24 protein-coding genes are annotated in these 22,575 nt (G+C 42.6%); 20 read left to right on the top strand and 4 right to left on the bottom strand.

The window, feature by feature from the left end; all coding sequences use genetic code 11:
• Positions 1–362 precede the first annotated feature (362 nt).
• From rpmH to mnmE, 5 genes are all read left to right on the top strand, one after another.
• Complete coding sequence (gene rpmH / locus ACVBIK_RS18520; protein WP_011867659.1) at positions 363–500, top strand: 50S ribosomal protein L34; 138 nt, start codon at positions 363–365, stop codon at positions 498–500.
• 14 nt (positions 501–514) lie between these two features.
• Positions 515–871: a ribonuclease P protein component gene (gene rnpA / locus ACVBIK_RS18515; protein WP_086020069.1), complete on the top strand. Its 357-nt coding sequence runs from the start codon at positions 515–517 to the stop codon at positions 869–871.
• Positions 838–1,092 carry a membrane protein insertion efficiency factor YidD gene (gene yidD / locus ACVBIK_RS18510; protein WP_249000586.1) on the top strand — a complete coding sequence of 85 codons (255 nt, stop codon included), beginning with the start codon at positions 838–840 and terminating at the stop codon, positions 1,090–1,092. Before rnpA ends, yidD begins: the two co-directional genes overlap by 34 nt.
• Positions 1,093–1,095: 3 nt before the next feature.
• Positions 1,096–2,730 (top strand): membrane protein insertase YidC, encoded by a 1,635-nt coding sequence (gene yidC, locus ACVBIK_RS18505; RefSeq protein WP_447161636.1) that lies wholly within the window; start codon positions 1,096–1,098, stop codon positions 2,728–2,730.
• Positions 2,731–2,848: 118 nt separating this feature from the next.
• Positions 2,849–4,210: a tRNA uridine-5-carboxymethylaminomethyl(34) synthesis GTPase MnmE gene (gene mnmE, locus ACVBIK_RS18500; protein ID WP_447170247.1), complete on the top strand. Its 1,362-nt coding sequence runs from the start codon at positions 2,849–2,851 to the stop codon at positions 4,208–4,210.
• Positions 4,211–5,256: 1,046 nt separating this feature from the next.
• Here mnmE and ACVBIK_RS18495 read toward each other — a convergent pair.
• On the bottom strand, positions 5,257–5,532 hold the full coding sequence (locus ACVBIK_RS18495; protein ID WP_447170246.1) for a type II secretion system protein: 276 nt from the start codon (positions 5,530–5,532) through the stop codon (positions 5,257–5,259).
• 346 nt (positions 5,533–5,878) lie between these two features.
• Here ACVBIK_RS18495 and ACVBIK_RS18490 point away from each other — a divergent pair, with 346 nt between their 5' ends.
• Positions 5,879–6,523 carry a LysE family translocator gene (locus tag ACVBIK_RS18490; RefSeq protein WP_447161633.1) on the top strand — a complete coding sequence of 215 codons (645 nt, stop codon included), beginning with the start codon at positions 5,879–5,881 and terminating at the stop codon, positions 6,521–6,523.
• Between the two features lie 135 nt (positions 6,524–6,658).
• On the opposite strand, the gene ACVBIK_RS18485 is transcribed toward ACVBIK_RS18490, so the two are convergent.
• From ACVBIK_RS18485 to ACVBIK_RS18475, 3 genes are all read right to left on the bottom strand, one after another.
• Entirely contained in the window at positions 6,659–6,952 is a 294-nt protein-coding gene (locus ACVBIK_RS18485) for a SemiSWEET transporter (protein ID WP_447161632.1), read from the bottom strand.
• Positions 6,953–6,990: 38 nt separating this feature from the next.
• The gene (locus ACVBIK_RS18480; protein ID WP_447170245.1) at positions 6,991–7,920 is read right to left on the bottom strand and encodes an SEC-C metal-binding domain-containing protein; all 930 of its coding nucleotides are present in this window, start codon (positions 7,918–7,920) and stop codon (positions 6,991–6,993) included.
• Positions 7,921–8,190: 270 nt separating this feature from the next.
• The gene (locus tag ACVBIK_RS18475) at positions 8,191–9,162 is read right to left on the bottom strand and encodes a nucleoside hydrolase (protein WP_447170244.1); all 972 of its coding nucleotides are present in this window, start codon (positions 9,160–9,162) and stop codon (positions 8,191–8,193) included.
• A gap of 431 nt (positions 9,163–9,593) precedes the next feature.
• On the opposite strand from ACVBIK_RS18475, the gene mioC reads away from it, so the two are divergent.
• The 14 genes from mioC to ACVBIK_RS18405 all read left to right on the top strand — a co-directional run bounded on the left by mioC (position 9,594) and on the right by ACVBIK_RS18405 (position 22,180).
• The gene (mioC, locus tag ACVBIK_RS18470; protein WP_447161629.1) at positions 9,594–10,034 is read left to right on the top strand and encodes an FMN-binding protein MioC; all 441 of its coding nucleotides are present in this window, start codon (positions 9,594–9,596) and stop codon (positions 10,032–10,034) included.
• A gap of 457 nt (positions 10,035–10,491) precedes the next feature.
• The gene (gene mnmG / locus ACVBIK_RS18465; RefSeq protein WP_447161628.1) at positions 10,492–12,381 is read left to right on the top strand and encodes a tRNA uridine-5-carboxymethylaminomethyl(34) synthesis enzyme MnmG; all 1,890 of its coding nucleotides are present in this window, start codon (positions 10,492–10,494) and stop codon (positions 12,379–12,381) included.
• Positions 12,382–12,500: 119 nt separating this feature from the next.
• On the top strand, positions 12,501–13,124 hold the full coding sequence (gene rsmG / locus ACVBIK_RS18460) for a 16S rRNA (guanine(527)-N(7))-methyltransferase RsmG (protein ID WP_447161627.1): 624 nt from the start codon (positions 12,501–12,503) through the stop codon (positions 13,122–13,124).
• Between the two features lie 229 nt (positions 13,125–13,353).
• Positions 13,354–14,142: a ParA family protein gene (locus tag ACVBIK_RS18455; RefSeq protein WP_447161626.1), complete on the top strand. Its 789-nt coding sequence runs from the start codon at positions 13,354–13,356 to the stop codon at positions 14,140–14,142.
• Between the two features lie 9 nt (positions 14,143–14,151).
• On the top strand, positions 14,152–15,042 hold the full coding sequence (locus ACVBIK_RS18450; protein ID WP_447161625.1) for a ParB/RepB/Spo0J family partition protein: 891 nt from the start codon (positions 14,152–14,154) through the stop codon (positions 15,040–15,042).
• A gap of 223 nt (positions 15,043–15,265) precedes the next feature.
• Complete coding sequence (locus tag ACVBIK_RS18445) at positions 15,266–15,649, top strand: ATP synthase subunit I (RefSeq protein WP_447161624.1); 384 nt, start codon at positions 15,266–15,268, stop codon at positions 15,647–15,649.
• Between the two features lie 12 nt (positions 15,650–15,661).
• Complete coding sequence (gene atpB / locus ACVBIK_RS18440) at positions 15,662–16,492, top strand: F0F1 ATP synthase subunit A (RefSeq protein WP_447161623.1); 831 nt, start codon at positions 15,662–15,664, stop codon at positions 16,490–16,492.
• A gap of 32 nt (positions 16,493–16,524) precedes the next feature.
• Positions 16,525–16,794: a F0F1 ATP synthase subunit C gene (gene atpE, locus ACVBIK_RS18435; RefSeq protein ID WP_447161622.1), complete on the top strand. Its 270-nt coding sequence runs from the start codon at positions 16,525–16,527 to the stop codon at positions 16,792–16,794.
• A gap of 28 nt (positions 16,795–16,822) precedes the next feature.
• Positions 16,823–17,293, top strand: a complete 471-nt coding sequence (gene atpF, locus ACVBIK_RS18430; protein ID WP_110458822.1) for a F0F1 ATP synthase subunit B — start codon at positions 16,823–16,825, stop codon at positions 17,291–17,293.
• A 16-nt stretch (positions 17,294–17,309) separates the two neighbouring features.
• On the top strand, positions 17,310–17,843 hold the full coding sequence (atpH, locus tag ACVBIK_RS18425) for a F0F1 ATP synthase subunit delta (RefSeq protein ID WP_447161621.1): 534 nt from the start codon (positions 17,310–17,312) through the stop codon (positions 17,841–17,843).
• Positions 17,844–17,857: 14 nt separating this feature from the next.
• A complete protein-coding gene (atpA, locus tag ACVBIK_RS18420; RefSeq protein ID WP_220764212.1) occupies positions 17,858–19,399 on the top strand; it encodes a F0F1 ATP synthase subunit alpha in 1,542 nt (513 codons plus the stop codon).
• A gap of 48 nt (positions 19,400–19,447) precedes the next feature.
• Complete coding sequence (gene atpG / locus ACVBIK_RS18415) at positions 19,448–20,308, top strand: F0F1 ATP synthase subunit gamma (RefSeq protein WP_447161620.1); 861 nt, start codon at positions 19,448–19,450, stop codon at positions 20,306–20,308.
• A 35-nt stretch (positions 20,309–20,343) separates the two neighbouring features.
• Positions 20,344–21,720 carry a F0F1 ATP synthase subunit beta gene (gene atpD / locus ACVBIK_RS18410; RefSeq protein ID WP_447161619.1) on the top strand — a complete coding sequence of 459 codons (1,377 nt, stop codon included), beginning with the start codon at positions 20,344–20,346 and terminating at the stop codon, positions 21,718–21,720.
• Between the two features lie 31 nt (positions 21,721–21,751).
• Positions 21,752–22,180, top strand: coding sequence for a F0F1 ATP synthase subunit epsilon (locus tag ACVBIK_RS18405; protein WP_447161618.1), 429 nt, complete (start codon positions 21,752–21,754; stop codon positions 22,178–22,180).
• Positions 22,181–22,575 lie beyond the last annotated feature (395 nt).

Below are 22,575 nucleotides of genomic sequence, written 5' to 3'. Positions count from 1 at the left end.
TCCCCAGATAGATCAACTAATCATTAAGATCACGATCTTAAAAGATCCCTTGCGATCAAAAAATATTGCTCCTGCTGCAAATCCAGCTTTATAAAGCGATCCAGATCGATCTATAATAGAAAGCTTTCGATCAGCTTTTAGATCTATGAAACCACAAGATGTAGTGGTAACTCACAGAGTTATCCACATATTCTAGTGGCTCTAAAGCTTCGGAATATATTCAGAGATGGCAATATTTAATCACTTGCACTCATTCATGGTTGACGTGCATAACTAAAGTGATTACAATTCGGCCTCTTTTTTGCCCTTAGCTCTTTTTTGGAGTTTAAGGTTTATTAACCTAACAAAGACGGATTGCCATAATGAGTAAACGTACTTTTCAACCTAGCAACCTGAAGCGCAAGCGTTCTCACGGCTTCCGCGCTCGTATGGCTACTGTAGGTGGCCGTAAGGTCATCGCACGTCGCCGTGCTAAAGGTCGCGCTCGTCTTTCTGCGTAACCGTAGAAATGCAAGTGACTAGCTATACCTTTACGCGGGAGTTACGTTTGTTAACTCCCGCGCAATTTAAATCTGTATTTACCAAACCTATCAAAGCGTCCTCCGCTGAAATAACCTTACTTGCAATTCCTAATTCTGAACAACACCCTCGTTTAGGACTAACTGTTGCCAAGCGTTATGTCAAAAAAGCAAACCAACGTAACCGTATTAAACGCATAATTAGAGATAATTTTCGTTTACACCAGCATGATCTACCCGCTGTGGATATCGTTGTGCTTGTCAGAAATGGCGTGCTTGATATGGAAAACGCAGAACTCAAAAACTTAGTAGAAAAGCTATGGCGAAAACTCTCTCGCCGTTACAATGGCTAGCAACTACGATTATTCGTGGTTACCAACTACTCATAAGCCCCATGCTGGGGCCTCGTTGTAGGTTCAATCCAACGTGTTCACATTATGCAATCGAAGCAATTCGATTGCATGGAGTAGTGAAAGGGTGTTGGTTCGCAGCGAAACGCATATTAAGATGTCACCCTTTACATCCGGGCGGAGAAGACCCCGTCCCTAACAAAAAACATAGGTGCGATAAATAGGTTATGGAATCTCAACGCAATATATTGCTGATCGGTTTGCTGTTTGTCAGCTTCCTACTGTGGCAACAGTGGCAAGCAGATAAAGCACCTCAACCGGTGGCAGCAGCTCAAACACAGTCTTCAATTCCAGCTTCTACAGTTGCTGACGCCCATAGTTCAGATGTGCCTGATGCCGATTCAGCCGTACCTGAAGCGATAACAGCATCTAAAGAACTGATCACCGTATTTACTGACCAACTAGAAATCAAAATTGATCCTATTGGTGGTGATATTGTTTACTCAGCCCTACTTGCTCATAACCTTGAGGAAAACGGCGACGAGCCATTCGTTCTTCTAGAGCAAACAAACGATATCTATTATATCGCTCAAAGTGGCCTTATTGGTCGTGACGGTATCGACAGCAGTGTAAAAGGTCGAGCTCACTTTGATAGCGCTTCACGTGAGTACAAGTTGGCTGATGGCCAAGATACTCTTAGCGTGCCACTGACTTATGTTAGTGACAAAGGCGTAACTTATACCAAATTATTTATCTTCACTCGCGGTAAGTACAACATCGCTGTTGATTACAAAATTAACAACACTTCAGATGCACAGCTTCAAGTTCAAATGTATGGACAGATTAAGCACAGCATCAAGGAGAGCGAAAGCAGCATGATGATGCCTACTTATCGTGGCGCAGCATTCTCAACTGCTGACATTCGCTATGAAAAGTACAGCTTCGACGACATGGCTGATAAAAACCTAGATGATTCTACACTAGGTGGCTGGGTTGCAATGCTGCAGCATTACTTCGTATCTGCATGGGTACCACCTGCTACTGAGAAGAATATTATCTTCTCTAGTGTACGAAATGGCCTTGCTAATATTGGTTTCCGTGGTGAGCTACATGATATCGCACCTGGCGCTGAACAAACCATTACAGCTGAGTTCTATGTTGGTCCTAAAGATCAAAAATCACTATCAGCACTTTCTCCATCACTAAACCTAGTTGTCGACTATGGCTTCCTATGGTGGTTAGCTGTACCTATCTACAAACTATTGATGTTCTTCCATTCAATCGTTGGTAACTGGGGTTTTGCTATCATCTTAATTACCCTAACAGTTCGTGGTTTGCTGTACCCGCTAACGAAAGCGCAATACACCTCTATGGCGAAAATGCGTAATCTACAGCCTAAGCTTGCTGAACTGAAAGAGCGTTTTGGTGATGACCGTCAGAAGATGGGTCAAGCTATGATGGAACTGTACAAGAAAGAGAAAGTGAACCCTATGGGTGGCTGTCTACCAATCTTGTTACAGATGCCTATCTTCATCGCACTATACTGGGTACTACTAGAAAGTGTTGAATTGCGTCACGCGCCATTCATGCTATGGATTACTGACTTGTCAGTACAAGATCCTTACTACGTGTTACCAATCCTAATGGGTATCTCGATGTTCATTATGCAGAAGATGCAGCCAATGGCACCGACTATGGACCCAATGCAAGTTAAGATGATGCAGTGGATGCCAGTAATCTTTACCGTATTCTTCCTATGGTTCCCAGCTGGTCTGGTTCTATACTGGTTGGTAGGTAACTTAGTAGCGATTACCCAGCAGAAAATTATCTATGCTGGTCTGGAGAAGAAAGGGTTAAAATAACCTTTAGCTCCGACTAACAAAAAGCGGTCTAATACTGAGTATTGACCGCTTTTTTGCTATCTATGTAGAAACAATATTTTTTAACTTCACTCTGAAAATCAGATTAGGAAACACAGTAATGACAACAGATACTATCGTGGCACAAGCGACCGCTCCAGGGCGTGGTGGCGTAGGTATTATTCGCGTATCTGGCGACTTAGCGAGTAATGTTGCTATGGCCGTTTTAGGACATATCCCTAAAACCCGTTACGCAGACTACTGTGATTTTAAAGATGATAGCGGCGAAGTTATCGACCAAGGTATTGCGCTATTCTTTAAAGGTCCAAACTCCTTTACCGGTGAAGATGTACTAGAGCTTCAAGGCCATGGCGGCCAAATCGTTCTCGATATGCTGATTAAACGAGTGATGGAAGTTGACGGGCTGCGAATTGCCAAACCCGGTGAATTCAGCGAACAAGCCTTTATGAACGACAAGCTTGACCTCACTCAAGCCGAAGCCATTGCCGACTTAATTGATGCCACTAGCGAACAAGCCGCTAAAAGCGCTCTAAACTCACTTCAGGGTGAATTCTCTACTCAGGTACATGATCTAGTAGAAAAGGTCACCAACCTACGCCTATACGTCGAGGCTGCAATTGATTTCCCCGATGAAGAGGTAGACTTCCTATCAGATGGTAAAATTGCCGCATCTTTAAATGGTATTATTGGCAAGCTTGATGGTGTTCAAGCCAGCGCAAAACAAGGCTCTATCATACGTGAAGGTATGAAAGTAGTGATAGCTGGCCGACCTAATGCAGGTAAATCAAGCCTATTGAATGCACTTGCAGGAAAAGAGTCAGCGATTGTGACCGAAATTGCTGGCACCACACGCGATGTATTACGTGAACATATCCATTTAGATGGTATGCCACTGCATATTATCGACACTGCAGGCCTACGTGATACTGTCGATACCGTAGAAAAAATTGGTATTGAACGTGCGTGGGATGAGATAAAAACAGCCGATCGCGTTTTGTTTATGGTAGATGGCACCACAACCCCCGCAGTTGACCCGCACGAAATCTGGCCAGACTTTATCGATCGCCTACCAAGTAATTTAGGCGTAACTGTTGTGCGTAACAAAGCCGATCTTACCGGCGAAGATCTTGCGGTAACTCACGAGTCAGGCCACAGCGTTTACCGGATCTCAGCTAAAACAGGCCTAGGGGTTGACAATCTAAAGCAACACCTAAAATCATTGATGGGTTACCAAAGTAACCTTGAGGGTGGCTTTATCGCTCGTCGACGTCATTTAGAAGCACTCGACTTGGCAAGTAGCCATCTACTACTGGGTAAAGAGCAATTAGAGGTCTATCAAGCAGGTGAGCTACTCGCCGAAGAGCTACGCATGTGTCAAATGGCACTATCTGAGATAACGGGTAAATTTACCTCAGATGATCTGCTCGGCAAAATCTTTAGTTCATTCTGTATCGGTAAGTAAAACAGTTCGAATTAAGAATAATTCCACAAAATATAAAGCCACAGTAGCCTTAACTACTGTGGCTTTTTGTTTATCTAAATAGCGATCATGTTGCAGATAAGATCCATTATGATCAAAAGCAGAAAAACAATGATCGAGATCATCAAAGCTGAGATAAGTATCAACAGAGATATCAACAAGCTGTATTGATCTGTGGATAGATCTAAATCAACAGTTAGACATCTTTTTAAGTTAATGATTTAGATGGGTTTTATATAATTAAACCTAAGATCATAATATATTGATTTTTGGAATTATTTGATCTTCTTAGATAAGTTATACTCAGAAAAAGCAGCCTATGATCGCGCTAGGAATTGCACTCAATTTAAAAGTTATCACAGACAAAAATCAGCAAGTATGGCCGATTGATAAGATAGCTGATCTAAACTCCTATTTTGACACTCCGCCAATTTTAAAACGCGCAAAATCCCCTCTATAAAGCTAGGCTCAACTATACGCTTAACTTGTTGAGATCAGCATTGTCTTGTATTTACCTGACATACGTAAAATATGTCCTCCACAGGGATATATGGGAAATGTCTTTAAGGCGTATGGAATAGGAATACTTAAGACCATGGAGGTCGAATGTCATGAATACACGACTATAATGAGGTATGAGGTAGAACAGAGGAACAATTAATGACCTTGCCTCAGAAGCGATACACTACCGCAGAGCGGTCTCATCTTTTACTATTTGCGAATAGTTCCACGTGAAACCTTATGCAGCTTAAGTCTTTACTTATTTAAAGTAATATTAAAATCCAGATTCAAACCAAATGATTTTACTAACTAATTGATTAGCAACCAGAATCAACGATTTCAAAAACAGGCGGGGTAGTGGGACTTGTGGCCTCTGTATATTTTAGGTAGCAACTATCACCACTATACTTTTTTGATTGGGTCATAAAGCGAATGGAATTATCGCCGCCGTTATTATGAAAATACCAATCCCCGTACTCATCAGCATTGAAAACAGAATCAGTAAAAGTCGCCATAATTAATATACTCTAGGCTTTCTTGGAGTCAGCAGCAGGGTAACCGTAGGCTAAATGTATTTTTTGGCCATCGATGATAATGACATTTTCATCATCGGTAGCATCATCCTTATCTTCTGGCGGCTTATTCTGTAACCCCTGCAACACTGATTTAGAGTAAAGCACATTCATAACACCGTGCATTTCAGCTTTTAAACCTTTTAAAGATGAAATCCTGGCATCAGATTGAAGATCAATAAAACGAGGAGCAGCTGTCACAGCGAGTAAACCTAGAATAACAATAACCACTACTAACTCTATTAGTGTAAAGCCACTTTTCTGCATGAAGTTCATCGTTTTAATTAACAAGAAGAGAACAGTATTATATTGAATTAACAAACAATTTGAAATAAATACTGCTCACTCTTATTAAAGATCCCCTTTTCACAAGCACAGCGCATAATTGTGCCCTATAAAGCTAAATAAAACACAATATCGCTTATTACACCAACCTATAACTCCCCCCTATAACTCATGCGTAAACAAAGTCTGCCAAGCTAGTGAGCGCTTTTACAAGCTGTATCACTTTCATTCCAATACGATCACTGTAGAATCCGCGCCTTGTTTTGATTGCTTACTTTTATACAGCGCATTTATGATGATCGATTTGGCTTTACTACCACTATATTTAACAACCGTTGTCGCCCTCCTACTCATCCCAGGTCCAGACATGCTATTGATAGCGAGTTCTAGCCTTAGCTACGGTAAAAAAGTAGGGGTTTACGCGAGCTTTGGTAATGCAACATCAGGACTTGTCTTAACGTTATTGGCCGCTATGGGTGTGTCGGCAGTAATAGCGATGAATCCAATGGCACTCGAAGTGCTGCGAGTGCTAGGTGCAGCCTATCTATTAAAAATGGGGTGGGATTGTATGCGTAGCTCTGCTGCACAGGCACCTGAAATTGAGCAGCAGAACAATCTTGCCAAGCTCTTATATCGCCGTGCAGTCGTCAGTAATCTACTCAACCCTAAAGCATTAATATTTTTCGTTTTATTTTTGCCTCAATTCGTTTCAACTCAATTAACTGCCAGTTCAGGCGAACAAATGCTAGCACTTGGGTTACTGCTTAACGTGATGGGATTGGCCTTTAATCTACTACTGGTGGCCTTAGTTGGTAGCGTAGGCAAGCCATTACTCAAGAATGAGAAGTTCCGAACTTATCAAAATAAGTTTATGGGTGTGATCTTCTTTGTTTTAGCCATTTGGTTACTGGCTTCTCAAGTACAAAATATCAGTTGATATAAGCAAAATTGAGATCGAAAAAGCGGGTATATCCCGCTTTTTATGTACATGATGCATTCGGTCAACATTTGAAGCTATCTTCAGCTTTTTGGCAAAGAAAAAACGGCATATTTAGCGAAAAGCAGATATAAATTAAAACGTGCCTCCTGTTAGGATAATAATCCCAACCACCATTCCCATATACATAATAAAACCAAGGCTATTACCCACCCAAATTGTTGGATTTTTATGATATAAACCATATGTCGTCCACAACAATGCGATAAAGGCATAAAGCACCCAAGTAATAAGTGACAAACCTGCGGCATGCTCACTGTGAGAGAAAAAAAGCTTGTACAATTGCGGCAAAGTGGCAAGTGGGCTAATCAGTCCCATGGCTAACATTAAAGGCTCTAGTGCTTTGCCTACTCGTTCAATGATTGACATACTATCACCTCTTTATTGTTGTTATATCGCGCCAATATTTAATTCAAACAACACTTTTTATATTTTTTTCCACTGCCGCAAGGGCAAGGATCATTGCGGCCAGCTAAAGTATCTTTGATGAATGGTTGCTGAGGAGCAATATTCTCAAAGTAGCTTTCGTCAAATTCATTCGACGAATTCATAAGATCATCGAATACCGCCATTAAAGCTTCATCACTCATCTCTGATTCATTATTGAAACCAGCCCACTGACTCAGCGAGTCAATAATATCGAATTCACCACTTATCAGGCCACTTTCCCATTCAGAGTAGCCAATACTGTTGTTGTCCCAATCAATAATACATTGATTTTCAAGGACCCCTTCATCTATCACTTTACGTACGACTAACTCTACCATTTGGGTATGATATTGATTGAACTGATTAGAAATCAATAAATTAGTCAGCTCAAACAGGGCTATAGAATGTTCATAGGCAACAAGGTTATCGATAAAGTCAGGAATACTTTGATTAAGTGTCTCTTTATCGATTTGGCCACTATTAAGCTGTGAAAATAGTGCCCCTAAAGCAGCCATTTTAACTATTTCTCCAGCGCATTCAGAGTTAACCAGAAGGCAAAGTTGCTCAGGTTTCCCTTGAGCCAAGATATAATAAGCAGTAGAAAGCTCAGAACCAATAAAGTCACCCAGTAGTGCATCTAAAGGACTATTACAGTCGTCTTTATTGGTTAAATTGATCAGAGAATCAAAACAGCTAAATTGCTTACGATCGATAATAAGACAAATACCGAAGAACAACAGGTTAGCCTCTGGATCAGTCAATGCTTCTTTAGCAATAAATGCCTGCATTAACTCATCAATAACGGGCAGTAATTCTGGCCACTGCAGCCTAGCGGCTTGTATAGCGTCAACCGGGAGCTCTGTTAAGTCGCCACGACTTAGCGTCGTTACTATCTCATCTAACTTCATATTACATTCAAGGTTCATAAGTGATTTAGCATTCTAGAACACTCAAAAAGAAAGCTAAAGCCCCACTCAATACAGTGGTAACGATTATCTTGAATACAAGGTAACTATCGAACAGTCGTCGATACTGAGCGAAATATTGAATGTCGCGATGAAATATCAATAGATATAAGCAGAAATGGGTAATAAAAAAGCGGGGAGTTTCCCGCTTAGTTAGGTTATTTGCGCATTACCGATAATATGAAACTCATCAAGCATTAATAGCAACTTCAATTAGCTTCTATGACCATATTCAATAATGGTTTCACGATAAAGCTGCAGTAATGCCTCATCCTTTACGGCTACTCCGACTTGCTGGACAGGTTTTAGCTCCCAATCATCATGTGGATAGATGCGGCCATCAAATTTTTGAATGGTTAGCCCTTCTGCAGGTCCATCGGTCACAACGCGAATGGGTCCTTTTCTTAAGCTGAATAAAGAAGGCTCGATAACATAAGCAATAGCAGATGGGTCATGCACATGACAACCTTCTAAACCGACTTTTTCAGAGTAAAACTTAAGATAATAACGACTAATATCCCAAATAAACTGACCCACTTCAGCGGCGTCATCTCTAAGTTGATCAAGAAAGTCCTTAGTAAAGAAGCTCTCCTCTGTTACATCTAAACCGATAACAACGACTGGCCAAGGTGCGGTAAAGACGATATCAGCCGCATGCGGATCATCATGGATATTTGCTTCAGCATAAGGAGTAACATTGCCACGATGATTATTCTCACCGAAGGCGCCACCCATCACGACAACTTCTTTTACTAAGCCTGCGATCTCAGGCGCCGCATCGAGTGCTAACGCCAAGTTAGTTAATGGCCCAACCGCAACTAAGGTTATTTCACCAGGTTCCGCTTTAACGCTATCAATAATGTATTGGTAGGCAGGACGAGGATCGGCAGTCACCCCCAACTCTTTTGGGGCATGCACATCACCAAAGCCTGTTTCACCATGCACAACAACAGTTGGCCCAACCGGATCGCGCACGATGGGTTGACTTGCCCCTTGTGCTACATCAGCCTTAAAACCATACTTTCTTTTTAAAAACAGCGCATTATTAGTTCCATTCTCAATAGTGGCATTACCATAAACAGTGGTAATGGCCATAAGTTCAATAGCTGGGTGAGCTTCAGCAAACAAGATAGCCATTGCATCATCAATCCCCGGATCAGTATCGAGAATTATTTTATTTATCATTTTATTCAGATCCTAATAATTATAATTTTATTAACCTAGGTAGCCGATCAAGATACCTTTATCCGCTTTTAACAAACGTGATCTAAGCGCTAGAGCAACAACATAACAACAGCAACAGGCTATATTTTTGGATTCAATCATCATCACAGTTCTATTTTTACACCGAATAAACCTAATAATTGGCTTATCTTCAGCTTTAACTCGCGTTTCTAATGGCTGCTTTGGGCTTTATTGGACCAAAAAATTGCCATTTAACTGGCTAAATTCAGCGTAAATCACGTCAAGCTACAAGATTCAAAATTGAATTTAACTTATGATGCACGCAAATAATAAGCGCCAATAATCTATAATTTGCCCTTAATATTGCTCTTAATAAAACAAGGGTATTGGCAAACTTAGCGCTCTTTCGACAGTAACAATTAGGACAAATAATGGCAAAAGTAGACATTTTAGTCGGCACCACACTAGGCAGCGCTGAATATGTAGCGGATGAAATATCCGATCAATTAGGCGATTTAGGCCATGAAACTATCGTGCATTTAACACCAAATTTGAGCGATCTTAGCCAGGATTCACTCTGGTTAATTGTTTCTTCAACTCATGGAGCGGGTGATCTGCCCGACAATATAGTGCCATTTTTCGACGAGATCCAAGCCAAAAAGCCCGATCTTAGCGCAATAAAATTCGCCTTATGTGCCATCGGCGATTCTAGCTACGATACTTTTTGTCAGGGCCCAGAAAAATTAGTCGATCAGCTTAACCTATGCGGTGCACAAGTCTATGTGGATAAGATCCAGATCGATGTGCAATACGATCCAATCCCAGAAGATCCAGCATTATCATGGGTTAGCGGCTGGCAAGATCAACTTTAAGATCGACTTTCATCTCAGCTTTACGGGTTATCTTTTTAGTAACGCACAGATTAGATCCAACTTATCCACATATAACTCTTTTATTTAATAAATATGTGGATAAGCTATTATTTTGATCTGATCAACGTCTGTATTAATTCACACCCGATCTGCTCAATGATCCACCTTGTGGATAAGTAGGCGATCTATCCCCAAGCTTAAGCCAGTTAGATCGCGATCAGATCACAGGATCGTTTTGCTGTAAACTACTAAATCTAAAGAGGAATTAGAGTTATCCACCGAAAAGTGCGATCCTAATAGTAAACATAATAAGAGATCTATATAAAGATCTTAAGATCTATTAAGGCGATCCACCTTGATCAAAACAAGCAAAATAGATCGTTCACCTTAAGCGAAGCAAATGCTAAAATGATCCGCTCAGAAACAATTTATCCTTTTACAAATCGAAGGCTGTCGAATGCAATTTCATGAACGGTTTGATGTAATCGTTGTTGGTGGTGGTCATGCTGGTACAGAAGCGGCGTTAGCTTCTGCAAGAATGGGCTCCAAAACACTTTTACTGACCCATAACATAGATACTTTAGGACAGATGTCCTGTAACCCTGCTATCGGCGGCATAGGTAAAGGACACTTAGTCAAAGAAATTGATGCGTTAGGTGGAGCAATGGCCGTTGCTACCGATTTTGCAGGTATTCAATTTCGAACATTGAACTCGAGTAAAGGGCCAGCTGTTCGTGCAACTCGTGCACAAGCAGACAGAGCACTTTACCGACACAAGATCCAAGAAATTTTACAGCACCAACCAAACTTACGTATTTTCCAGCAAGCGGTAGACGATCTTGTAGTCGAAAATGGCAAAGTCATTGGTGCCGTCACTCAAATGGGTTTAGCCTTTGAAGCACCTGCAGTCGTTCTTACTGCTGGTACATTCCTAGGTGGTAAAATCCATATTGGTCTTGAAAATTACAGCGGCGGCCGAGCAGGTGATCCACCTGCAATTGCGTTAGCCAATAGGTTAAGAGAATTACCAATTCGTGTGGGACGTTTAAAAACGGGTACCCCGCCACGCATTGACGCTAACACCATAGATTTTTCTCTAATGACAGAGCAAAAAGGCGATGATCCATTGCCTGTGATGTCATTTATCGGCGATGTAAATGATCATCCTGAGCAGGTTTCTTGTCATATCACTCATACCAATGAGCGCACTCACGATATTATTCGTGGTGGTTTAGACAGAAGCCCAATGTACTCAGGGATTATCGAAGGTATTGGTCCACGCTATTGCCCTTCTATCGAAGATAAGATCAATCGCTTTGCAGACAAAACATCGCATCAGATCTTTATTGAACCAGAGGGATTAAATACCACCGAGATCTATCCAAACGGTATTTCTACCAGTTTGCCTTTTGACGTGCAGTTGAACTTAGTACGTTCAATCAAAGGTATGGAAAACGCACAGATCATGCGTCCTGGTTATGCGATTGAATATGATTATTTTGATCCTCGCGATCTTAAAAACTCATTAGAAACTAAAACCATTAGTGGTTTGTTCTTTGCGGGACAAATTAATGGTACTACCGGTTATGAAGAAGCTGGGGCACAAGGCTTGTTAGCGGGCATGAATGCATCGCTACAGGTTCAAGGTAAAGAATCTTGGGCGCCACGACGAGATCAAGCCTACCTAGGTGTTTTGGTAGACGACTTGTCGACATTAGGTACCAAAGAACCGTACCGTATGTTTACCAGTCGTGCTGAATACCGTTTGCTGCTTCGTGAAGATAATGCTGACTTACGATTAACCGAAAAAGGCCGTGAGCTAGGCTTGGTTGACGATAAGCGATGGGCATTGTTTAGTGAGAAAATGGAATCGATCGAAACTGAACTACAGCGTTTACGTGGTCAGTGGATCCATCCAAACTCACCGCTAGTTGAAGCGCTTAACCCGAATTTGAATACACCGATCACTCGTGAAGCAACGTTTGAAGATCTGCTGCGTCGTCCAGAAATGGATTATCCAAAGTTGATGTCTATCGATGGTTTTGGTCCAGGACTCGAAGATCAACGCGCTGCAGAGCAAGTGCAGATCCAGGTAAAGTATTCAGGTTATATCCAACGTCAGCAAGGTGAAATCGATAAAGCTATTCGTCATGAAACCACCCTGCTACCGCTAGATTTGGATTACCAAGAAGTACCGGGTTTGTCGAATGAGGTGATTGCTAAGATGAATGAGCACAAGCCTGAAACGATTGGCCAAGCTTCACGGATCTCTGGAATGACCCCTGCGGCAATCTCAATCCTATTGGTTCATCTGAAAAAACGTGGTCTATTACGTAAAAGCGCTTAATTCTCCACATATTCGGTCGTTTTGGATGATAAAGGGAAGCTTTGAGGCTTCCTTTCATCTTTTCTGCGATTCATAATACTGATTGATTTTTGATTCGCTTTATTTTGAGGACACAAACTGTGTTATCTGCCCAATTAAATGATTATATGGCCGAAGTTGGCCTGACTGCTACTGAGCAGCAAAAGAAGCAGCTTGTAGACTTTGTCGGCATGCTTAACAAGTGGAATAAGGCATTTAACCTGACATCTGTACGTGACCCAGAGCAGATGTTAATCCGTCATATCATGGATAGTTTAGTGGTATCGCCTCACCTTAAGGGATCGCGTTTTATTGACGTCGGCACAGGTCCTGGTTTACCAGGGATCCCGCTCGCGATCTTAAACCCAGATAAAGAATTTGTCTTACTCGATAGCTTGGGTAAGCGGATCCGTTTCCAAAAACAGGTACAGTTTGAGTTAGGTATCAATAATATCTCTTCAATAGAAAGCCGTGTTGAGGCTTACCAACCTGAAGAGCTATTTGATGGCGTATTAAGCCGTGCGTTCGCTTCAATCCAAGATATGCTGCACTGGTGCCACCATTTACCCAAAGTGGATGGTTGTTTCTATGCGCTTAAGGGGCAATTGAGTGAAGAAGAAATGTCACAATTGCCAGCTGGGTTTGTGGTAACCGATGTCTTTGAACTTAAAGTGCCAAAACTGGATGAACAGCGTCATTTATTGCGTGTCATCAAGCAAGGCTGATTAATTTTTAATGCGGTTGTCACCTTTTGATGACCGTTAGCTTATTTTATCTAAGTCGCTATAGAAATGGACTAGGTGAAGCCAGTAGTTGCAGATAATGCGAACAGAAGAGTTGCAATCTTTCGGCGCTTCAAGCAATTTGTTACTAATAACCATTAGATTAGTGCGCTAATTTCCAGGGTTAAACAACACACTGGAATCTAATAAAAGTGACTTACAGGGTGATATTGTGGGTAAAGTGATTGCCGTGGCCAACCAGAAAGGTGGCGTCGGAAAAACAACAACTTGTGTAAATTTAGCGGCCTCTCTTGCGGCGACTAAACGTCGTGTTTTGTTGATCGATCTCGATCCTCAAGGTAATGCGACCATGGGGAGTGGCATCGATAAATATACTGTCGAAAACACCGCTTATGAGTTATTGGTTGAAGAAAAACCCTTTGCAGATGTTGTTTGCCGAGATACTAACGGTAAATATGATCTCATTGCTGGTAATGGTGACGTTACTGCTGCGGAAATTAAGCTCATGGAGTTCTATGCCCGTGAGGTTCGTTTACGTAATGCTCTTGCCCCTATCAAAGATGATTATGACTTCATTTTTATTGACTGCCCGCCTTCACTAAACATGTTAACGGTTAATGCCATGTCAGCAGCCGATTCTGTTTTAGTCCCTATGCAATGCGAATATTACGCGCTGGAAGGCCTTACGGCACTAATGGATACCATTAGTAAACTTGGTGCTATGGTTAACTCGGGTCTGCATATAGAAGGGATCTTGCGTACTATGTACGATCCCCGTAACCGACTTTCTAATGATGTTTCCGATCAGCTAAAACAGCACTTCGGTGACAAAGTTTATCGTACAGTGATCCCAAGGAATGTTCGTTTGGCTGAGGCACCAAGTTTTGGCGCTCCAGCGATGTATTATGATAAATCGAGCGCAGGGGCTAAAGCTTACCTAGCTCTCGCTGGCGAAATTATTCGTCGAGCAGAGCAACTCACCCAGGCTGAGCAAGTTTAAGGATAAAAAATGACACTGAAAAAAAGAGGCTTGGGTAAAGGCCTTGATGCATTACTAAGCACAAGCCAAGCAGCAAGTAAGCGCGCAGAACCTATTACTGCGACTGAAGTTGAACAAAATATTAAAAACGACGATTTAATTACGTTAGATATTGATAGGTTACAACCTGGTAAGTATCAACCGCGTAAAGATATGTCATCAGAGGCATTAGAAGAGCTTGCAGAGTCTATTCGGGCTCAAGGTATTATTCAGCCAATCGTTGTGCGTAAAATCTCGCCTGAAAGCTATGAAATTATTGCCGGTGAGCGTCGCTGGCGTGCATCTCAGCTTGCAGGACTGACGAAAATTCCTTGTATTGTAAAGCAGGTGGCTGATGAGGCTGCTGTTGCTATTGCTTTGATTGAGAACATTCAGCGTGAAGACCTAAATGCGATGGAAGAAGCCATTGCATTAAATCGCCTCATTGAAGAGTTTGATCTGACCCACCAACAAATTGCCGATGCAGTTGGTAAGTCTCGTGCAACGGTATCGAACCTATTGCGTCTTAATGGTTTAAACGAGCCTGTAAAGCGTATGCTTGAGTACGGCGATATCGATATGGGCCACGGTCGTGCATTGCTTGCCATCGGTGGTGATGAGCAAACAAATCTAGCTCGATTAGTCGTCGCGAAAGAATTAACCGTTCGTGAAACTGAACGATTAGTGAATAAAACCTTAAATCAAACTGAAATCGCTGAAAAACCAGCTAAAGATCACGATGTAGTCCGTTTAGAGACCCAACTAATTGAAAGGTTAGGCGCTAAGGTCACTCTTACCCATAACAAGAAAGGGAAAGGTAAAATGGTAATTAACTATCAAGATCTGGCTGAATTAGAGGGTATTATCAGCAAAATCCGCTAAAAAAACGAAGTTAACACGATATTATGTAATTTTGTGACATTCGTTAATCTTACACTTTTAGACTTTTGGCGTAGATCACGCTAAAAGTCTCCTTTTTCTACTACTTAAACTTGCTTTGAATGTCTGAAACGGTATACTTTCGCAAGCTTTTTGTACCTCGGGTTTATACGGATATTTGTAATCCGGTCATCGAAACAAGAAGTTATAATGCGGAGAAGGTAAATTGAGCAAGGTTTTAGCGCGTCGTGGCCGGTGGTCAGCCTATAAAATAGTTTTGCTACAGGCAGCGATGGCTGGGTGTGTTTCAGTTTTCTTTTTTGCTATGTGGGGGGGGCCGTATGGCGCATCTGCTTTGGCAGGTGGTGCTATTGCAGTACTCCCTAATTTTGTGTTCGCAACCCTAGCTTTCTCCCATGCGGGAGCACAAGCATCAGGAAAGGTCGTACGGTCTTTTTTCCTGGGGGAAGCGGTAAAGTTGCTGTTAACCATTGTGTTATTTTCGCTTGCATTTGGCTTGATGAAATCGTCATTTATGCCGTTATTCGTCAGTTATTTATTAGTGTTAGTCGTACCTTGGACAGCCCCTTTATACTTCAAACAAAATTAAGTGAGATTAATCATGGCGACAACTGGGGATGATACGTTAACTATAACGGCTTCCGACTATATCCAGCATCACCTGACTAATGCGAAAATGTGTTCTACGGATAGTGGAATTGCTTTTAACCATGCATGTCAAGATGCGGGATTTTGGACTTGGCACATTGACTCACTTTTGTTTTCAGTAGGTCTAGGGGTTCTATTTTTGTGGGTTTTCTACAAAGTAGGACAAAAGGCAACAATTGGTGTTCCAGGCAAGCTTCAATGTTTTGTTGAAATGTGCGTGGAAGGTGTTGATAAAATCGTTAAAGACTCATTTCATGGGCGGAACGCGGTTATTGCACCATTAGGTCTTACTATTTTCGTCTGGGTTTTCCTGATGAACTTAATGGACTTGATCCCTGTTGACTTTGTACCTGAGGCCGCAAACAGATTATTAGGCGTTCCTTACCTAAAGATTGTACCTACAACTGACTTGAACGTAACTTTGGGCTTAGCTTTAAGTGTGTTCGCGTTAATTGTTTTTTACAGTATCAAGGTTAAAGGGTTTGGTGGGTTCACTAAAGAACTGACTATGCAGCCTTTCAATCACTGGGCTCTGATTCCAATTAACTTTGTTTTGGAAACAGTTACCCTGATTGCGAAGCCGATTTCATTATCGCTTCGTCTGTTTGGTAACCTGTATGCAGGTGAGTTGATCTTTATTCTGATAGCGCTGATGCCTTGGTGGGCACAGTTTGCATTATCAGTGCCTTGGGCCATTTTCCATATTTTGGTAATTGTGCTGCAGGCGTTTATCTTCATGATGCTTACGATTGTATATCTAAGCATGGCACATGAAGACCATTAATTTATTAAAATTAAATACTTATCGGAGATAAAATGGAAACTGTAATTAGCTTTACAGCAATAGCTGTTGCAATTATGATCGGCTTAGCAGCGCTAGGTACTGGTATTGGCTTTGCTATTCTAGGTGGTAAATTCCTAGAAGCTTCTGCTCGTCAGCCAGAACTTGCCCCTGCACTTCAAACTAAAATGTTCATTGTAGCTGGTCTACTTGATGCGATCTCAATGATTGCAGTTGGTGTTGCATTATTCTTCGTATTCGCTAACCCGTTTGTGGGTCAATTAAGTGCAGTTTTAGCTGGCTAATCGTCCCCCTTAGTAAGGAGTTGTCGTTATGAGTATTAACGCTACCCTGCTAGGCCAAGCGATTTCTTTTCTACTCTTTGTGTGGTTTTGCATGAAGTTTGTATGGCCGCCATTGATGAACGCTATCGAAGAACGCCAGAAGAAAATTGCTGATGGTCTAGCTGATGCAGGACGTGCTGCAAAAGATTTAGAGTTGGCTCAGGTTAAAGCAACAGAGCAGCTAAAAGACGCAAAAGCAACAGCAAACGAAATCATTGAGCAAGCTAATAAGCGCAAAGCTCAAATCGTTGATGAAGCAAAAGTTGAAGCTGATACTGAGCGAGCGAAAATTATTGCTCAGGGACACGCTGAAATTGAAAACGAACGTAATCGCGTAAAAGAAGACTTGCGTAAGCAAGTAGCTGTACTAGCAATTGCTGGCGCAGAAAAAATTCTTGAACGTTCGATTGATGAAGCCGCACACAGTGACATAGTTAATAAACTTGTTGCTGAACTTTAAATAAGGAGCTTGAGTTATGGCTGAAATAACCACCATCGCTCGTCCTTACGCAAAGGCAGCTTTTGAATTAGCTCTTGAACACAAAGCAGTAGAGAGTTGGGCTGAAATGCTAAGCTTTGCCGCATTAGTGAGTGAAAACGAAACTATGCAGCCTTTACTGTCTGGCTCTATTGCCAGCGGTAAGCTTGCCGAACTCTTTATTGGAGTTTGTGGTGAGCAAATCAACGAGCAAGTTCAGAACCTGTTAAAGGTAATGGCTGAAAACGGTCGTTTAGTTGTGCTACCAGCTGTTGCTCAACAATATGTTGAGATGCAACGTGAGTACGCGAAAGAAGTTGAAGCAGAAATTGTTTCAGCTACTGAGCTAACCTCAGAGCAACTACAAGCGCTGAGCGCTTCTTTAGAGAAGCGTCTAGCACGCAAAGTTAAGCTAAATTGCAGCATAGATACCAGCCTTATTGCTGGTGTAATTATCACGGCAGGAGACTTAGTCATTGATGGCTCGGTCCGCGGAAAAATTTCGCGTCTGTCTGATGCACTGCAATCGTAATTGGGAGTTTGAGCATGCAACTGAATTCCACTGAAATCAGCGATCTGATTAAACAGCGGATCGAGCAGTTCGAAGTCGTTAGTGAAGCTCGCAACGAAGGTACTATCGTTGCAGTAAGTGACGGCATCATCCGCATCCACGGCCTAGCCGATGTTATGCAGGGTGAAATGATCGAGCTGCCTGGTAACCGTTTTGCAATCGCGTTGAACTTAGAACGTGATTCTGTCGGTGCCGTAGTAATGGGCCCTTATGCCACGTTGGCAGAAGGCGACAAAGTTAAAACAACAGGCCGTATTTTGGAAGTACCTGTTGGCCGTGGTCTATTAGGTCGCGTAGTCAACACTCTAGGTGAACCAATTGACGGTAAAGGACCTATCGATAGCGATGGTTTCTCTCCTGTTGAAGTAATTGCACCTGGTGTAATTGAGCGTAAATCAGTTGATCAGCCAGTGCAAACTGGTTACAAAGCCGTTGACTCTATGATCCCAATCGGTCGTGGACAACGTGAATTGATCATTGGTGACCGTCAGATCGGTAAAACCGCTCTTGCGATCGACGCGATTATCAACCAAAAAGATTCTGGCATTAAGTGTGTATACGTAGCGGTAGGCCAAAAGGCTTCTACAATCGCTAACGTGGTACGCAAGCTAGAAGAGCACGGCGCTTTGGCGAACACCATTGTTGTTGTTGCTACAGCTTCTGAAGCTGCTGCACTGCAATATTTGGCTCCATACTCTGGTTGTACAATGGGTGAATACTTCCGCGACCGCGGTGAAGACTCACTAATCGTATATGATGATTTGTCTAAGCAAGCAGTTGCTTACCGTCAAATTTCATTGCTTCTTAAGCGTCCTCCAGGACGTGAAGCATACCCAGGTGATGTATTCTATCTTCACTCTCGTCTGTTGGAACGTGCTTCACGTGTTAACGCCGAGTATGTTGAGAAGTTCACTAAAGGTGAAGTTAAAGGCCAAACTGGTTCTTTGACTGCTCTACCAATTATTGAAACTCAAGCGGGTGACGTTTCTGCATTCGTACCGACTAACGTAATTTCGATTACCGATGGTCAGATCTTCCTTGAAACAGACCTATTTAACTCTGGCCTACGTCCAGCGGTTAACCCAGGTATCTCAGTTTCTCGTGTTGGTGGTGCGGCGCAGACTAAGATCATCAAGAAACTGTCTGGTGGTATTCGTACCGCTCTTGCACAGTATCGAGAGCTTGCAGCGTTCTCACAGTTTGCATCTGACTTAGATGATGCAACTCGTGCTCAGCTTGAGCATGGTGAGCGTGTTACCGAACTTATGAAGCAAAAGCAATATGCTCCAATGAGTATCGCTGATCAGTCTGTGTCTATTTTCGCAGCTGAAAAAGGTTACTTGAAGAGCGTTGAGCTGAACAAAGTTGGTAACTTCGAAGCGTCTCTGCTCTCTTTCATGAACAGTGAACATGCTGACCTAATGAAGACCATCAACGATACTGGCGATTATAACGCTGATATCGAAGGTGAGCTGAAGGCTAGCTTGGACAAGTTCGTAGAAACCCAAACCTGGTAAAATTTAGAGGTGCCTCTGGCACCTCAGGTCCAGAATTGGAGAGTAAAGATGGCCAACGCTAAAGAGATTAAAACCAAGATCGCGAGTGTTCAAAACACTCAGAAGATCACGTCTGCAATGGAAATGGTTGCCGCGAGCAAAATGCGTAGAGCACAAGATCGCATGGCTGCTAGTCGTCCATATGCAGAAAATATGCGTAAGGTGATCGGTCACGTGGCGCAAGGTTCTCTCGAATATAAGCATCCTTATTTGGAAGTGCGAGAAGCTAAGCGTGTTGGTTACATTGTTGTGTCAACCGACCGTGGTCTTTGTGGTGGTCTGAACGTCAACCTTTTCAAGAAGGTTGTCGCAGACGTGAAGAAGCAGCGTGAAGCTGGTGCAGAAGTTGAATTCTGTACAATTGGTGCACGTAGTGCGCAATTCTTCAATAGCTTTGGCGGATCTGTTTCTGCTTCTGCTTCAGGTTTAGGCGATGCTCCAAAGCTAGCTGACCTGATCGGAACAGTACGTGTGATGCTAGAAGCATACAACGAAGGCAAGCTGGACCGTTTGTACGTAGTATTCAACAAGTTTGTAAATACTATGACGCAAACGCCGGTGATCGAGCAGCTGCTACCTTTGCCTAAGTCAGAAGAAGATGAGTTTACTCATCAGTGGGATTATATCTACGAGCCGGATCCAAAGTTATTGTTAGATACTTTGCTAGTTCGTTTTGTTGAATCTCAAGTTTATCAAGGCGTTGTTGAAAATATTGCATCTGAGCAAGCGGCCCGTATGGTTGCTATGAAGGCTGCAACTGACAATGCTGGTGAACTTATCGGTGACTTGCAGTTAGTCTATAACAAGGCCCGTCAGGCTGCGATTACGCAGGAATTGTCGGAAATTGTTTCTGGTGCTGCTGCTGTTTAGGCTAGGTAACGAATACAAGTTTTAGAGGATTAATCATGAGCACAGGTACTGTTGTCCAAGTAATTGGCGCGGTTGTGGACGTTGAGTTTCCACATGATGCCGTACCTCAGATATATGACGCTCTAGAGATCAAAAGTGAAGGCTTGGTGCTGGAAGTTCAGCAGCAACTAGGTGGTGGTGTAGTTCGTACCATCGCTATGGGTTCTTCAGATGGTCTGCGTCGTGGTCTTGAGGTGACAAACACAGATTCACCTATTTCAGTTCCGGTTGGGTCTGCGACTCTAGGCCGTATCATGAACGTATTGGGCGAGCCTATTGATGAAGCGGGCCCTATCGGTGAAGAAGATCGTTATGTGATCCACCGTGAAGCACCTTCATATGAAGATCAATCAAGCACTACTGAGCTTTTAGAGACGGGTATCAAGGTTATCGACCTTGTATGTCCATTCGCTAAAGGTGGTAAAGTAGGTCTGTTTGGTGGTGCTGGTGTTGGTAAGACCGTCAACATGATGGAACTTATTAACAACATCGCTAAAGCACACTCTGGTTTATCAGTATTTGCCGGTGTAGGTGAGCGTACTCGTGAGGGTAACGATTTCTACTACGAGATGGAAGATTCTGGCGTTCTAGATAAAGTGGCCATGGTATATGGTCAGATGAACGAGCCTCCAGGAAACCGTCTACGTGTGGCACTGACTGGTCTAACAATGGCTGAGAAGTTCCGTGACGAAGGTAAAGATGTTCTTTTCTTCGTTGATAACATCTATCGCTACACCTTGGCAGGTACTGAAGTATCTGCACTGCTAGGCCGTATGCCATCAGCAGTAGGTTACCAGCCAACATTGGCTGAAGAGATGGGTGTACTTCAGGAGCGTATTACATCGACTAAGACAGGGTCTATTACCTCTGTTCAAGCCGTTTACGTACCTGCGGATGACTTAACGGATCCATCACCAGCAACAACCTTCGCTCACTTAGATGCGACTGTTGTATTGTCACGTAACATTGCTTCACTGGGTATTTACCCAGCGGTTGACCCATTGGATTCGACTTCACGTCAGCTAGATCCACAGGTTGTTGGCCAAGAGCATTATGATGTTGCTAACGGTGTTCAAACCGTACTTCAGCGCTATAAAGAGCTGAAAGATATCATTGCGATCCTAGGTATGGATGAATTATCTGATGAAGATAAGACAACTGTATTCCGTGCTCGTAAGATTGAAAAATATCTTTCACAGCCTTTCTTCGTAGCAGAAGTATTCACCGGTTCTCCAGGTAAGTACGTTTCTCTTAAAGACACAATCCGTGGCTTCAAGGGCATTCTAGAGGGTGAGTTCGATCACCTTCCAGAGCAAGCGTTCTACATGGTTGGTTCAATCGACGAAGCTGTTGAGAAAGCTAACAAAAAATAACTAAGTCTTTGACTTAGTTTAAGGAGAACGGATGGCAGCCATGACAGTACAGCTTGATATGGTAAGCGCAGAGAGTCATATCTTTTCTGGTCGAGTAGCTCAGCTACAAGTATCAGGAACAGAAGGTGAACTAGGTATTATGCCTGGTCACGCAGCTCTGTTGACAAGTATCAAACCTGGCATGGCGCGCATCGTCAAACAAGATGGAAGCGAAGAGGTGTTTTACCTTTCAGGTGGTATCCTGGAAGTACAACCTTCTTCAATTTCAGTATTGGCTGACGTCGTTATGCGTGCCGATGAGATTGATGAGCAGGCAGCTATAGAAGCCAAGCATCGTGCAGAAGCTCATATGGCTGATGCTGGTGCTGACTTTAACTATGCTGCGGCAGCAGTTGAGTTAGCTCAAGCTATTGCCCAGTTGCGTGTTGTCGAGACCATCAAGAAGAACATTGCCAGATAAGGTTATTGTTTGAAGAAAAAAGGCGCCTTAAGGCGCCTTTTTTGTGTCTGGAATACTTATGCCAAAACCCATGGATGGTTAGTTTTGGTATTTGTGTCTAAAAGAAGGTTAAAAGCAGGCCCTAGGAAAAGCGAAGAAAGGTCCTAGGTGCTAGGAAAGACAAAGACGAACGGCCTGCGGCCTAGGGAACGTGACTGCGTCACTTACGGAAAATATGGGAAAAGAGGGTTCTAGATGATAGGAAAAGCAAACGCTTCGCTGACGGATAACGGAACGTTCGCAAGCTCACTCACGGAAAAGATAAAAGCTAAGTTTAGCGAGGGTGTAACAGATTCTGTGTAACTGCAGTTTTAGTTAATATGTTTCACAAGTCTGTCTTCAAACTCAATAATAAA

The organism is Shewanella sp. 125m-1 (assembly GCF_052977065.1).
This window is presented reverse-complemented; position numbering and strand designations above follow the sequence as displayed.

What these genes read in the sequence shown, in the direction of transcription:
- ACVBIK_RS18405 (WP_447161618.1), top strand. Translation starts at nt 21,752, where the DNA reads ATGGCAGCCATGACAGTACAGCTTGATATGGTAAGCGCAGAGAGTCAT.
- atpH (WP_447161621.1), top strand. Translation starts at nt 17,310, where the DNA reads ATGGCTGAAATAACCACCATCGCTCGTCCTTACGCAAAGGCAGCTTTT.
- ACVBIK_RS18485 (WP_447161632.1), bottom strand. Translation starts at nt 6,952, where the DNA reads ATGTCAATCATTGAACGAGTAGGCAAAGCACTAGAGCCTTTAATGTTA.
- ACVBIK_RS18480 (WP_447170245.1), bottom strand. Translation starts at nt 7,920, where the DNA reads ATGAAGTTAGATGAGATAGTAACGACGCTAAGTCGTGGCGACTTAACA.
- mnmG (WP_447161628.1), top strand. Translation starts at nt 10,492, where the DNA reads ATGCAATTTCATGAACGGTTTGATGTAATCGTTGTTGGTGGTGGTCAT.
- yidD (WP_249000586.1), top strand. Translation starts at nt 838, where the DNA reads ATGGCGAAAACTCTCTCGCCGTTACAATGGCTAGCAACTACGATTATT.
- mnmE (WP_447170247.1), top strand. Translation starts at nt 2,849, where the DNA reads ATGACAACAGATACTATCGTGGCACAAGCGACCGCTCCAGGGCGTGGT.
- ACVBIK_RS18490 (WP_447161633.1), top strand. Translation starts at nt 5,879, where the DNA reads ATGATGATCGATTTGGCTTTACTACCACTATATTTAACAACCGTTGTC.
- ACVBIK_RS18450 (WP_447161625.1), top strand. Translation starts at nt 14,152, where the DNA reads ATGACACTGAAAAAAAGAGGCTTGGGTAAAGGCCTTGATGCATTACTA.
- ACVBIK_RS18475 (WP_447170244.1), bottom strand. Translation starts at nt 9,162, where the DNA reads ATGATAAATAAAATAATTCTCGATACTGATCCGGGGATTGATGATGCA.
- yidC (WP_447161636.1), top strand. Translation starts at nt 1,096, where the DNA reads ATGGAATCTCAACGCAATATATTGCTGATCGGTTTGCTGTTTGTCAGC.
- rpmH (WP_011867659.1), top strand. Translation starts at nt 363, where the DNA reads ATGAGTAAACGTACTTTTCAACCTAGCAACCTGAAGCGCAAGCGTTCT.
- atpB (WP_447161623.1), top strand. Translation starts at nt 15,662, where the DNA reads ATGGCGACAACTGGGGATGATACGTTAACTATAACGGCTTCCGACTAT.
- atpA (WP_220764212.1), top strand. Translation starts at nt 17,858, where the DNA reads ATGCAACTGAATTCCACTGAAATCAGCGATCTGATTAAACAGCGGATC.
- atpF (WP_110458822.1), top strand. Translation starts at nt 16,823, where the DNA reads ATGAGTATTAACGCTACCCTGCTAGGCCAAGCGATTTCTTTTCTACTC.
- atpG (WP_447161620.1), top strand. Translation starts at nt 19,448, where the DNA reads ATGGCCAACGCTAAAGAGATTAAAACCAAGATCGCGAGTGTTCAAAAC.
- atpE (WP_447161622.1), top strand. Translation starts at nt 16,525, where the DNA reads ATGGAAACTGTAATTAGCTTTACAGCAATAGCTGTTGCAATTATGATC.
- atpD (WP_447161619.1), top strand. Translation starts at nt 20,344, where the DNA reads ATGAGCACAGGTACTGTTGTCCAAGTAATTGGCGCGGTTGTGGACGTT.
- mioC (WP_447161629.1), top strand. Translation starts at nt 9,594, where the DNA reads ATGGCAAAAGTAGACATTTTAGTCGGCACCACACTAGGCAGCGCTGAA.